This is a genomic window from Nonomuraea sp. NPDC052129 (genome assembly GCF_040680095.1).
Classification (GTDB): domain Bacteria; phylum Actinomycetota; class Actinomycetes; order Streptosporangiales; family Streptosporangiaceae; genus Nonomuraea.
In genome coordinates, this window is sequence record NZ_JBFAVX010000012.1 from 60,509 (window position 1) to 73,109 (window position 12,601).

Annotated in this window: 9 protein-coding genes; 8 read left to right on the forward strand and 1 reads right to left on the reverse strand. The window is 68.3% G+C overall.

Translation table 11 applies throughout. The annotated features are described in order from the left end of the window. Window positions 1-35: 35 nt before the first annotated feature. From glgX to AB0L53_RS26050, 5 genes are all read left to right on the forward strand, one after another. Window positions 36-2,129, forward strand: coding sequence for a glycogen debranching protein GlgX (gene glgX, locus AB0L53_RS26030; protein WP_363998688.1), 2,094 nt, complete (start codon window positions 36-38; stop codon window positions 2,127-2,129). Then, window positions 2,122-4,299 carry a malto-oligosyltrehalose synthase gene (gene treY / locus AB0L53_RS26035; protein WP_363998691.1) on the forward strand — a complete coding sequence of 726 codons (2,178 nt, stop codon included), beginning with the start codon at window positions 2,122-2,124 and terminating at the stop codon, window positions 4,297-4,299. Before glgX ends, treY begins: the two co-directional genes overlap by 8 nt. Then, window positions 4,289-6,040, forward strand: coding sequence for a malto-oligosyltrehalose trehalohydrolase (gene treZ, locus AB0L53_RS26040; protein WP_363998694.1), 1,752 nt, complete (start codon window positions 4,289-4,291; stop codon window positions 6,038-6,040). Before treY ends, treZ begins: the two co-directional genes overlap by 11 nt. A gap of 260 nt (window positions 6,041-6,300) precedes the next feature. Then, entirely contained in the window at window positions 6,301-7,506 is a 1,206-nt protein-coding gene (locus AB0L53_RS26045) for a hypothetical protein (protein ID WP_363998696.1), read from the forward strand. Between the two features lie 249 nt (window positions 7,507-7,755). Beyond that, a complete protein-coding gene (locus tag AB0L53_RS26050; protein ID WP_363998699.1) occupies window positions 7,756-8,706 on the forward strand; it encodes a hypothetical protein in 951 nt (316 codons plus the stop codon). Between the two features lie 155 nt (window positions 8,707-8,861). Here AB0L53_RS26050 and AB0L53_RS26055 read toward each other — a convergent pair whose 3' ends face one another. Next, the gene (locus AB0L53_RS26055) at window positions 8,862-9,785 is read right to left on the reverse strand and encodes a winged helix-turn-helix transcriptional regulator (protein ID WP_363998702.1); all 924 of its coding nucleotides are present in this window, start codon (window positions 9,783-9,785) and stop codon (window positions 8,862-8,864) included. Window positions 9,786-9,847: 62 nt separating this feature from the next. Here AB0L53_RS26055 and AB0L53_RS26060 point away from each other — a divergent pair, with 62 nt between their 5' ends. From AB0L53_RS26060 to AB0L53_RS26070, 3 genes are read left to right on the forward strand one after another with little or no spacing between them, the layout of a single operon-like run. Further along, window positions 9,848-10,645, forward strand: coding sequence for an ABC transporter permease (locus AB0L53_RS26060; RefSeq protein ID WP_363998705.1), 798 nt, complete (start codon window positions 9,848-9,850; stop codon window positions 10,643-10,645). After that, entirely contained in the window at window positions 10,645-11,574 is a 930-nt protein-coding gene (locus AB0L53_RS26065; RefSeq protein ID WP_363998708.1) for an ABC transporter ATP-binding protein, read from the forward strand. Before AB0L53_RS26060 ends, AB0L53_RS26065 begins: the two co-directional genes overlap by 1 nt. A gap of 25 nt (window positions 11,575-11,599) precedes the next feature. Beyond that, entirely contained in the window at window positions 11,600-12,598 is a 999-nt protein-coding gene (locus AB0L53_RS26070) for an ABC transporter permease (RefSeq protein ID WP_363998711.1), read from the forward strand. The last annotated feature ends 3 nt before the right edge of the window (window positions 12,599-12,601 follow it).

The window sequence follows — 12,601 nt, forward strand, 5'->3', positions numbered from 1 at the left end:
AACGGAACATGGGGAAAGACGGCAAGGGAGCCTCGATGATCGAAATCTGGCCGGGAGACCCCTATCCTCTCGGTGCGACATATGACGGGGCAGGCACCAATTTCTCGCTTTATACGGAGGTCGCGGACAAGGTCGAACTGTGCTTTTTCGACGAGGCCAACGTCGAGTCCAGGGTGCCGCTGACCGAGGTTGACGGGTTCATCTGGCACGGTTACCTGCCGGGGATAGGTCCGGGCCAGCGCTACGGCTATCGCGTCCACGGGCCCTACGAGCCGGAGCGGGGCTTGCGGTGCAATCCGGCCAAGCTGCTGATCGACCCGTACGCGATGGCGATCGAGGGTGGCGTCACCTGGAACGAGGCGGTCTACGGTTACCCTTTCGGCCAGCCCGACGCGCGCAATGACGCCGACTCAGCGCCCTATGTACACCGCTCTATCGTGATAAATCCGTTCTTCGGGTGGGGGCACGACCGGCCGCCCGCCACGCCGTACCACGACACCGTGATCTACGAGGCGCACGTGCGCGGCCTGACGATCAGCAACCCGAAGATCCCCGAGCACCTGCGCGGCACGTACGCCGCGCTCGGCCACCCGGAGATCATCGATCACCTCACCAAGCTCGGCGTGACGGCGCTCGAACTGATGCCCGTCCATCAGTACGTCACCGACGACCTCCTGGAGCAGCGCGGGCTGTCCAACTACTGGGGCTACAACTCGATCGGCTTCTTCGCGCCGCACAACCGCTACTCCAGCCAGGGGCAGCGGGGTGGTCAGGTGCTGGAGTTCAAGGCCATGGTGCGGGCGCTGCACGAGGCGGGGATCGAGGTCATCCTTGACGTCGTGTACAACCACACGGCCGAGGGCAACCACCTCGGGCCGACGCTTTCCCTCAGGGGCATCGACAACCCCGACTACTACCGGCTGGTCGACGGCGACAAGCGTTACTACCTGGACACCACGGGCACCGGCAACAGCCTGCTCATGCGTTCGCCCCACGCGCTTCAGATGATCATGGATTCGCTCCGCTACTGGGTCATCGAGATGCACGTCGACGGGTTCCGCTTCGACCTGGCCTCGACCCTGGCCCGTGAGCTGCACGAGGTCGACCGGCTGAGCTCCTTCTTCGACCTGGTCCAGCAGGACCCGGTGTTGTCGCAGGTCAAGCTGATCGCCGAGCCGTGGGACCTCGGGCCGGGCGGTTACCAGGTGGGCAACTTCCCGTCGCGATGGACGGAGTGGAACGGCCGCTACCGCGACACCATCCGCGACCTGTGGCGCGGGCAGCCCGCGACGCTGCCCGAGTTCGGCTCCAGGTTCACCGGCTCCAGCGACCTCTACCTGGACGACAGCCGCCGGCCCGCCGCCTCGATCAACTTCGTCACCTGTCACGACGGTTTCACCCTTCAGGATCTGGTCTCGTACGACGTCAAGCACAACGAGGCCAACAAGGAGGGCAACCGCGACGGCACCGACGACAACCGGTCCTGGAACTGCGGCGCGGAGGGCCCGGCGGGCCTGGCCATCGAGTCGCTGCGCGAGCAGCAGAAGCGCAACTTCCTGACCACGCTCTTCCTGTCGCAGGGCGTGCCGATGCTCTCCCACGGCGACGAGCTGGGCCGCACCCAGCACGGCAACAACAACGGCTACTGCCAGGACAACGAGCTGACCTGGGTCGACTGGTCCGACGTCAGGGAGAACTGGCTGCTGCTGGAGTTCACCCAGAGGCTGGCCGCGCTGCGCAAGAAGCATCCGGTCTTCCGGCGCAGGCGCTTCTTCTACGGCAAACCGGTACGCGGCCTGAACGACATCGCCTGGCTCACCCCGTCGGGGGAGGAGATGACCGACAGCGACTGGAACGTCGGCTACGCCAAGTCGCTGGCCGTCTTCCTCAACGGCGAGGCCATCACCGAGCCCGACCGACGCGGGCGGCCGATCCGGGATGACTCGTTCCTGCTGCTGTTCAACGCCCACCACGACATGATCACGTTCACGGTCCCCAAGGACTACGGCGAGATGTGGCAGACCGAGATCGACACCGCCATGCCGATCATCCTCGACGTCCGGATGTGCCGAGCCGGGGAAGGGGTCGCGGTGCCTGGTCGCAGCGTACGGGTGCTCCGTCGTGTCTAGGCCGGTCTCGACCTATCGGGTCCAGCTGACGCCCGACTTCGGGTTCGCCCAGGTGGGGGAGATCGCCGCGTATCTGCGGGACCTGGGGGTCAGCCACGTGTTCCTGTCGCCGATCCTGCAGGCGACGCCCGGCTCGCTGCATGGCTACGACGTCACGGACCACTCCCGGATCAGAGCGGAGTTCGGTGGCGCCAAGGGGTTCCGTGAGATGGCCGAGCAGCTGGCGGCACAGGATCTCGGCATCGTCCTCGACATCGTGCCCAACCACATGAACACGATCAACGCCCAGTTCTGGTCCGTACTCGCCGAAGGCCCGGCCTCCCCGTACGCCGCCTGGTTCGACATCGACTGGGACGGAGGGAAGGTGGCGCTGCCGGTGCTCGGCGACGACGTCGAGCCGGTGGTCGACGGCGACGTGCTGCGCTACCACGAGCACGTCTTCCCCCACCCCGGGCACTACCGGCTGGTCGACTGGCGTCAGGGGCCGGGCTACCGCCGCTTCTTCGACGTGTCGACGCTGATCGGGCTGCGGGTCGAGGACCCCGAGGTGCTCTTCGCCACGCACGAGGTGATCTTCTGGCTGCTCGACGAGGGCCTGGTAGACGGGCTGCGCGTCGATCATCCGGACGGGCTCGCCGATCCGCGCGGCTACCTCGAACGCCTGCGCGCCAGGTCCGGCGGCGCCTGGACGGTCGTGGAGAAGATCCTGATCGGCGACGAGCGGCTGCCCGAGGACTGGGACTGCGAGGGCACCACCGGCTACGAGGTGCTGAACCGGGTCAACGGCCTGTTCGTCGACCCGGCCGGCGAGGCGCCGCTGATCGAGCTGTTCACCCGGCTCACCGGCCTGCCCGGCGATTCCCGGCCGGTGGTGGCGGAGGCCAAGCGCGAGGTGATCGAGCTGTTCTTCGGCGCCGAGGTGCGCCGTCTGGCGCGCGCCGCTGGTTGCGCGCCGGCCGCCGTCGCCGAGCTGCTCGCCGCGATGCCGGTGTACCGGGCGTACATGGTGCCGGGCGAGCCGCCGCCGCCCGCATCGGTGGAGATCGTCGAGCGCGCCGCCGACGCGTGCTCACCCGCCGTGCAACCGTTCGTTCAGCAGGTCCTGTACGGCCCCGCCGACGTGATCACGCGTTTCCAGCAGACCTGCGGGCCGGTCATGGCCAAGGGGGTCGAGGACACGGCGCTGTACCGGTGGTTCCCCCTGTCGTGTCTGAACGAGGTCGGCGGCGATCCGGACCTGTTCGGCGTCTCGGTGCCGGACTTCCACGCGTTCTGCCGTGACCTGCGGCCGTACACGATGACCACGCTGTCCACGCACGACACCAAGCGGTCGGAGGATGTACGCGCCCGGCTGGCGGTGCTGTCAGAGCTGCCCGGTGAGTGGGCGGACGCGGTGTCGGAATGGTCGGCGGCCGTGAGCTTCGATCCGCGGCTCGACTACCTGGCCTGGCAGAACCTCATGGCGGCCTGGCCGATCTCCGGCGAACGGTTCGCCGAATACCTGCTCAAGGCGGCGCGGGAGGCGAAGACCTCCATTTCCTGGATAAATCCGGATCCGGGGTATGAACAGCGGCTTCGCGACTTTTCTTCGGCGGCCGTGAAGCTGCCGGTGGGTGAGTTCACCGAGCGCATCGACGCCTTCGCCATGGCCAACTCGCTCGGGGCCAAGCTCGTCCAGCTGATGATGCCCGGGGTGCCGGACGTCTACCAGGGCAACGAGATGACCGACTTCTCGCTGGTCGACCCGGACAATCGGCGGCCGGTGACGTTCGGGCGGTCGCCGGTGTCCCGGTGGGACGAGGCCAAGCTCGCCGTGACGACCCAGGCGCTGCGGCTGCGGCGCCGGCTCGACCCCGCGGCGCCGTACACACCGCTTCTGGCGGAAGGGGAGGCGGCGGAGCACGCGATCGCCTTCGCGCGCGGTGACGAACCGCCGCGCGCGGTCGCGGTCGCCACGCGTCTGCCCGTCCGCCTCGCCCGCCGCGCTCAGGCCGCGGAGGTATGGCCTGGGGAGCGGGAGATGTGTCTCGGCTGGGGCGGTACCACGCTGACCCTCCCGACCGGCACCTGGCGCGAACTACTGACCGGCGGCGTCTTCACCGGCCGCGTCCCGCTCGCTCACCTGCTCGCCCGATACCCCGTCGCGCTGCTGGAGAGACATGATCTTTGAGGTGTGGGCTCCGAACGCCACGACCGTGGAGGTAGACCTGGACGACGTCCTCGACGGGCGCCGCGCGATGACCGCCGGTGCGGGCGGCTGGTGGGCGGCCGACGTACCCGAGGCCGGGCATGGGACTTGCTACCGGTACGTACTCGACGGCGAAGGCCCGTACCCCGACCCCCGCTCCCGCCGCCAGCCCGATGGCGTCTTCGGGCCCAGCGCCGTCTACGACCACGCGCGCTACACGTGGGCCGACCACGAGTGGACCGGCCGTGACCTGCGCGGCTCGGTGATCTACGAGCTGCACATCGGGACGTTCACCCAGACGGGCACGTTCGAGGCGGCCATCGAGAAGCTGCCGCATCTCGTCGAGCTGTCCGTGGACTTCGTGGAGGTCATGCCGGTGGCCCCGGTGCCCGGGGGACGCAACTGGGGCTACGACGGGGTGGACCTGTACGCGGTGAACGAGACATATGGTGGCCCCGACGGGCTCAAGTCGTTCGTCGACGCCTGCCATCGCGCCGGCATCGGCGTCCTGCTCGACGTCGTCTACAACCACCTGGGACCGTCGGGCAACTTCCTGCACCCCTTCGGGCCCTACTTCGCCGGGTTCAGCGGGAGCTATTGGGGCGAGGCGGTCAATCTCGACGGGCCGGGGTCCGACGAGGTACGCCGCTACTTCATCGAGAACGCCCTGCAGTGGCTGCGCGACTATCACATCGACGGCCTGCGGCTCGACGCCGTGCACGCGCTGCACGACAAGCGCGCCACACACCTGCTGGCCGAGCTGTCCGACCAGGTGGACGCGCTGTCCTGCGCGGTGGGCAAACCGCTGTCGCTCATCGCCGAATCCGACCTCAACGACCCGCACATGGTCCGCTCCCTCGACGCGGGCGGGCTGGGAATGACCGCGCAGTGGGACGACGACGTCCACCACGCGCTGCACTGCGCGGTGAGCGGCGAGAGCCACGGCTACTACGCCGACTTCACCGACCTGTCCGCGCTGGCCAAGGCACTGACCCGCGGTGTCGTACACGAGGGCGGCTGGTCGAGCTTCCGCGGCCGCACGCATGGGGCGCCGTACGCCGGGGTGCCCGGCCACCGGCTGGTCGCCTGCCTGCAGAACCACGACCAGATCGGCAACCGGCCCCTGGGCGACCGGCTGCCCGTCTCCGCGCTCAAACTCGGCGCCGGGCTGCTGCTGACCTCGCCGTTCACCCCGATGCTGTTCATGGGGGAGGAGTGGGGTGCCGGTACGCCGTTCCTGTTCTTCTCCGACCACGTCGACCCGCAACTGCGGGAGAGCGAGGGCGGGCGCAGGGAGCAGGAGTTCGACGGCTTCGGGTACGCCTGGGACGCTCCCGACCCCTCGCGTGAGGAGACGTTCCTGCGCTCCAAGCTGGACTGGGATGAGGTGAAACAGGAGGTCCACTGGTCGCTGCTCTGCTGGTACCGCGACCTGATCGCACTGCGTAAGGCGCTGCCCGAGCTGTCGGACCCGCATTTCGACAGCGTCCGGGTGGAGTTCGACCCGGACGGGAAGTGGCTGGTGATGTGGCGGGGATCGCTGTGCGTCGCCGTCAATTTCGGGGCGGACTCGGTGACGTTGCCGGTGTCGGTGGGGGCGGCCCTGCTGGCCTCTGATGAGCCGGTCACCGCTGGTGAGGACGGGGTTTGGCTGCCTGGGCAGAGCATGGCGATCTTCAGATCTCCCGGTGGGCAGAAGAGCGGACCTGGATCACCTGTCTGACCATCCAGAAGAGCGGGCGTGGATCACGTGTCTGAACTTCTGGTGAGCGGACCTGGATCATGTTTTGAATATCGCTGATCGGTTCGGCATTGCTCTGGCGGCCCGCAGGGGTCTCGGCGGACGGATTCCCTTGGCCTGTCGTTTGTTGTCCACAGCCCATGCCCCATCTGCCGAGACTTATCCCCAGAACGCCGTTCGCCTCCACGCCTCCACCTCCCGATCACCGATCCTGGTGCCCCACCGCACCCCCGGAGGCTCTCGTGAAGATCACTCTCCCCCTGCCTGCCCTCCTGACGTCCCACTTCGTCGTCCCCGTCGTGCATGTCCCTTTCGACATCGAGTCGTTCATGCCATGGCGGGTCGGCAGACCCTACAGACGGGCGGTGAGCGCCGCCCTGGGCAGCCCGCTCCTGACCGTCACCCATCACCGCTCACCCTGGAGACCGGCCGGTGTCACGCTCGCGATCGAGGAGCGCCACCTGCTCCGCCGAGCCCAGCAGCACGTCCTGGTCTCCTCCACAGCACCCCCGCACGCCTTGCCCACCAGCATCCAGGTAGCCCGTGCGGCGGCGCGTGCGGTGGCGCAGGAGTGCGAGGGGCTGGTCATAGATCCGCTGACTGGCATCACACTGCTCACCTGCGATCGACACACCGGCATCCCGACCACTCCCTCGCCACCACCCAGCACCGGCGGCTTCCAACCAACCTCTGAACCGGTGTCCGGGCCGATATCCAGGCCGGTCTCTGGGCCGGTGTCCGGATCGGCTTCTGGGTCGGTCGTCGCCGGGCCGGTGTCCGGGGCGGTCGGTCGTCGGCGGGGAGACGACCCGGTCGCCTTCCCGGCAATCGGTGAGTCGCCCGTGTTCCGCCTGGCCGACGACTGGCTGGGCTGGGACGTGCAGGTGCACGGGGACGCCACCTGCCCGCCGTGGGACCCGGCTGACACCGGCGCCTGCGACTGCCTGCGCGTCACCTCCCGGGGACTGCGTCGCTTCGCCCTGCCCGAGATCACCTTGGACGGCGCAGCCTGCGCCCACAGCCTGTGCGCCACGAGCCTGCTCCGCAGAGTGGCACACCACCTCGTCACCGATCACCTGGCCTTCCTCGCGACCCACCCGGACGCCACCGAGCGCTCGATCGACGACCATGTGCGAATAGCGACCTCAGCCGGGCACGGCGGCTCACCCTTCACCGTCCACCTCACCCCCTGCGACACCGACCCGACCAGCCACGGCCGCATCGGCCGGCTCAAGGTCGCCCCGGTTCCAGGCGCGGGCCAGGTCGCCTACCTAAGGGCCGACCCACCTCCGGGCACCGGCCAGGTCACCCACCTCAAGGTGGGCCCACCATCGGGCTTCAGCGGCTCCCTCAACGACTGGCTGTGCGCCACCCACCGCACCACCCACGCCATGCCGACCGTCCTCGGCTGCGACTTGACGGACCCATTCCAAGTTCTCGCGGCGTAAACCGCCCCACACCTTCCAGGGGGAAGCCCGGCCTGCCATCTGTCGGCCATCGTCGGCAGTGACCAAATGGATCCGTCTCAGCCTCAGTGACATAAACCAGTCCACAACCTTTCAGGAGGAAGCCCGGCATGCGACATATCGGTCGTCATTGGCAGTGAGCTGACAGAACCGGCCCCCAACCCTGGTGGCGTAAACCGGCCCGCACCCTTACAAGAGGAACCCCGTATGGTTGCCATTCGTAGAACCCATGTGGACGCTTTCGAAGACGTTGACCGCAAATTACGTGAGTCACGCGAGCAGATTCGCCGATTCGACCACCTGACCACCCGGCGGCAGGCGACAGCCGACCAGATCCGGGAGGTCACCAAGCTGACCGGCCAGTTGGAGACACAACTGGCCAAAGAGCAGCACGACGTCGCCCGCCTGGAAGGCAGGCTAGGCGGCTTTCTGGCCCTACTCGCGGCCCCCGTCGCGGGCTCCAAGGAGGACAGGCTGGCCAGGGAACGAGCCGAAGCCGAGGCCGCCTGGGAGCGGCTGCACGGCCAGCGGAGGCGGCTCGAGGATCTGACCGCCGACCTGGAGGTCACCGACCGCGAACTGGCCTCGATCTCGGGGGCACATCAGGCGTACGAGAAACTGCTGGCCGACAAGGAGCGGCTGCTGATCGGGCTGGGCGACGAACGCGGTCAGAAGCTGCTCGGGACATCGAAGAAACTGGCCGACACGCAAGCCGACATCAGGGAACACCTCGAAGCTTGGCAAGCAGGCAAGGCCGCGGGCAAGGCGCTGGGCATCGTCCTGACACTGCTGAGCAAGGCACGCGGCGCGTCGACCTGGGACATGCTCGGCGGCGGTGTGCTGGCCGACGCGATCGAACACGGCCATCTGTCGAGGGCGGACCAGGCAGCCTGGCACGCCCAGCGGGCGCTCGACGTCTTCTCCCGCGAACTGGCGGACATCGGGTGGGTCGGCGACCTCCAGATGCCCAAGGTGGACACGCGGTGGTTCGTGGACTCGTTCTTCGACAACATCATCACTGACGCACTCAAACACCAGCGCATCAACAAGACGCGCGACGCGGTGGCCTCGATCTCCCAGTGGGTCACCGAGACCGTACAGGCCTTGGCCGGTCGCAGTACGCAACTGGAAGCCCAGCACAGAGCACTGCTGGCAGAGCGCGAGCAACTACTCGCCAACTGACCCTCTGGCGAGCATCGGGGATGGGCCTGAGGGGGTGCTGGAGGAGAGCCCGGGAATGGTGCGAGGGGTGCTGGACGAGGGCCGGGGGATGGGCCTGAGGGGATGCCGGACGAGGATCGGCAGGTGTCTGCGTTGCGTCGGGTGCCTGCGTTGCGTCAGCTGATGGCTTCGGCGGCTGTCAGTGCCTCGGTGATGGCGGCCGGGATGTCCAGTACGGGGAAGATGACGTGGCGGATCACCCGGAAACGGTCCACGACCAGGATCAGGCGCTTGAGCCGCAAGGCCTGGCCGGCGCGGAAGGTGGGGAGGCGGAGAGCCGCCGCCAGGCGCAGGTCCATGTCCGAGAGCAGGGGGAACGAGATGTCTTCAGCGGCAGCGAAGGCGGCCTGCTCGTCGGGGCGTTGCGTGCTCACTCCGTGGATGGCGATGTCATGGGCGGCGAACTCGGGGTGCCTGTCACGGAAGATGCGGTTCTCGAGCGTGCAGCCCACTGCTCCGGGGACTTGATTCCAGCCGGGCGGTAGCGGCGCGGGCATACCTGTCGACGGGTACGCGAACAGGACCGTCGCCCGCGCATCCGCCACGACATCGAGCGACGCCGTTCGCTCACCCGTGGAGGCGGTTCGTCCCACGGCGACCGATGGACGATCGATGGCGGCGGGCAGTCGCAGCGGGTCCGGGATGTGGGTGCCCAGTAGGGCGTGGACGCGGGCGGCTTCCTGGCTTCGCGGGGCTGCCACCCCCGTGACAGTGCCGTCGCCGAGGAGCCAGCGGTCTGCCCAGTCCTGCATCGTGATCAGCATGGGCGCCAGTGCCCAGCCCGCGTCCGTGAGTACGTACTCGTACCGCACCGGCCCGCTCTGATACGGCTCACGCGTCAGCACCCCGTGCTCCACCAGGTGCTTGAGGCGTTCCGTCAGGACTTTGCGGGAAATGCCCAGCTCGCCCAGTAGGTCGTCGAACCGGCGATGTCCGCGGGTCACCTCGCGGACGATGAGCAGGCTCCACCAATCACCCATCACGGCGGCCGCCTGGGCGATCGAGCAGTCGGCGTCCTGCGAGCGCAGCTCTCTGGCCATTCCCCGACTTTACCGCCAAGTGAGTCTCTGATAGAAACTTAGTCAGTTCCCAAAGGAGACTTATGAGCGTGGCATGGGCGACCCTGAGACGGTCGTGGTTGGTGACCAGGCGGGCCTACCCATGGTCATACTTCATCGGCACCTTGTTGCTGGGTGTCTTCACCATCGGGCTGGCCTACCTGGGGCTGCGGGCCGTGGCGGGCGGGGAGATATCCGCGGAGTTCCGCGGAAAGGCGGGCACCGGCGACTATCTCGGGTACATCGCCGTGGGCGCCAGCGCGTACATGTTCGTCGTCCACGGCATCCTCTGGACCGGCAAGGCGATGATCCAGGAGCAGCGCGAAGGCACCATGGGCGCGCTGCTCGTCGCTCCGGCGCGGCGCCTGCCGTACCTGCTGGGGTTCTCGGCGTTCGCCTTCACCGCAGTGGCGGTCGAGGTGGCCGTGTTGTTCGGGTGCGCGGCATTGTTCGGGGTACGGCCGGTGCCCACGGGGGCGGTGGACGCCGTGCTGGCCGTGGCGGGGCTGGCTCTGGCGGTGTTCGGGATGTCGGCCGTGCTGAGCAACGTGATGATCGTCGCCGGTGAGGCGCACATCACCCAGAACAGTGTGTTCCACGCGATCGCCCTGCTGTCCGGGTTCACCTTTCCGAGGGAGTACCTGCCTGAAGCGGTCCGATGGCTCGGCGAGGTCGTGCCGGTGACGGCCGCCATGGACGTGATCCGCGGCGTCTTCACCGGCGGCACCGGACTGGATCCCGGCCGCCTCGCTGTCGCCGTCGCGCTCGGTCTCGCCTACGCCGCCGCCGGATTACTCGCGATGCCCTGGGCGGAGCGCAGGGCTATGGAACGGAGTTATTGATGATCGAGACCGTGAACCTGCGCAAGGAGTTCGGGGCGAAGGTGGCCGTTGACGGCTTGAACCTGTCGATCCCCAGCGGCCGCGTCACCGGGCTGCTCGGGCTGAACGGCGCGGGCAAGACCACCACCATCAAGATCTTGGCCACCCTGCTCCGGCAGACGTCCGGCACTGTCAGCGTGGGCGGCCTCGACCCGATCAGGCAGTCGCATGCCGTACGCAAGAGGATCAACCTGATCGCCGGCGGCGAGCGCATGGTCTACGCACGGATGACCGGCCGGGAGAATCTCTGGTACTTCGGCCAGCTCTATGACATCCCCACAAAGGTCCTCAAACCGCGCATCGAAGAGCTGCTCGCACTCGTCGGTCTGACAGACGCCGCCGCCACGCGGGTCGAACAGTATTCGCGCGGCATGACCCAGCGCCTGTCCATCGCCCGGGGGCTGATCAACGAGCCCGACTACCTGCTGCTCGACGAGCCCACGCTGGGGCTCGACGCGCCGATCGCCCGTGACCTGCGCAAGGTCGTGGCCGGGCTGGCCGAGCGGGGCAAGGGCGTGCTCCTCACCAGCCACTACCTGGCCGAGGTCGAGCAGCTCTGCGAGCACGTGTACGTGATCGGCGACGGCCGCCACCTCGCGGCAGGCTCGCCGGCCGAGCTGATGGCCCAGACCGGTTGCCATCGTACGGTCCGGGTCACGGTCACGAACCTGTCGCCCCGGATCGAGGCTGCCGTACGGGCCTTCGACAGCCGCGTACGGCTCGCACCGGGTGGGGTGATCGAGCTGAACCATCCGGACGACCTGACCGGGGCGCTGACCACGACGATCATCGAGGCGGGCGGCGCGCTCGGCGGGCTGGAGATCGTCGAGCCGTCCCTCGAGGACGCGATCCTCGCGCTGAGCGACCGCTCCCTGGAGGTGGTCGCGTGATCGCGCCGCACACGAGCTGGTCGCCGTGCCGCACGGGGTTGGGCGTGACGTCGACGTGGTGCCGCCTCCGGATGGGCGTCACTCCGCCGTGGACCCGCGCGGAGGTCGGTACGACGCCGGCGTGGTGTCGCACCGAGACCGGCACCGGCTGTACGGCCTGTGCGCTCGGCAGCCGCACCACCAGCCGGTGGCAGGTGATGACGTGAGGCACGCGATGAAGGTCATGCGGGCCGAGGCGCTCAAGCAGCATCGCCAGATCTTCGGCAGCAAGCTGGTCCTGTTCTCGATGCTGGTCTGGCCGTTGTTGAAGCTCGCCGAGACCTACTACACGCTCCGACCGCTGGCCGCCACGCCGGGCATCGCCGAGCGCTGGCCACTCGCCGCCGACCCGGAACGGCTGCTCGCCTTCCTGGCCACGGGGGCGCTCGGGTTCACGTTCTTCTTCTCGCTGGTGCAGTCGGCCTGGCACTTCTCCTTCGAGCGTCAGACCGGAACGCTGGAACTCCTCTTCCTGTCACCCGCGAACCGGCTGGTCGTGGTCGTCGCCAACGGGTTCGGCGCGCTGGTGCAGAACGCCTGGCTGTTCGCCTGTTTCGCGGTGGCGATGTTCACGCTGCTGGACGTGGTGAACGTGGCACACCCGGCCATGTACGCGGTGGTCTTCCTGGCCATGCTGGTGCCCGCGGTCGCGTGGGGGGCGTTCCTGAACAGTCTGCTGATCTTCTCCAGGGACGCCGCCTTCCTCTACACGCTGCTGGACGATCCGATGTGGTTCGCCAGCGGGGTGCGGCTGCCGGTGTTCGCGCTGCCCGGCTGGATCCGGGCCGTCGGCTCGGTGCTCCCGCTCACCGGCAGCCTGGCGGTCGTACGTGGTGCGCTGCTCGACGGCCAGGGCATCGGCGACCTGGCCGGGGAGCTGACCGGGCTGGCCGTACTGTCCGGAGCCCTGCTGCTCGCGGCGGTCGTCGCGCTCCGGCTGGGAGAGGCACGAGCCCAGCGGACCGGGCAGCTGCGCCTCTTCTGAGAT

Excerpts from the sequence above, each read along its gene's own strand:
- glgX (WP_363998688.1), top strand. The coding sequence starts at position 36 with ATGATCGAAATCTGGCCGGGAGACCCCTATCCTCTCGGTGCGACATAT.
- treZ (WP_363998694.1), top strand. The coding sequence starts at position 4,289 with ATGATCTTTGAGGTGTGGGCTCCGAACGCCACGACCGTGGAGGTAGAC.
- AB0L53_RS26055 (WP_363998702.1), bottom strand. The coding sequence starts at position 9,785 with ATGGCCAGAGAGCTGCGCTCGCAGGACGCCGACTGCTCGATCGCCCAG.
- AB0L53_RS26060 (WP_363998705.1), top strand. The coding sequence starts at position 9,848 with ATGAGCGTGGCATGGGCGACCCTGAGACGGTCGTGGTTGGTGACCAGG.
- AB0L53_RS26065 (WP_363998708.1), top strand. The coding sequence starts at position 10,645 with ATGATCGAGACCGTGAACCTGCGCAAGGAGTTCGGGGCGAAGGTGGCC.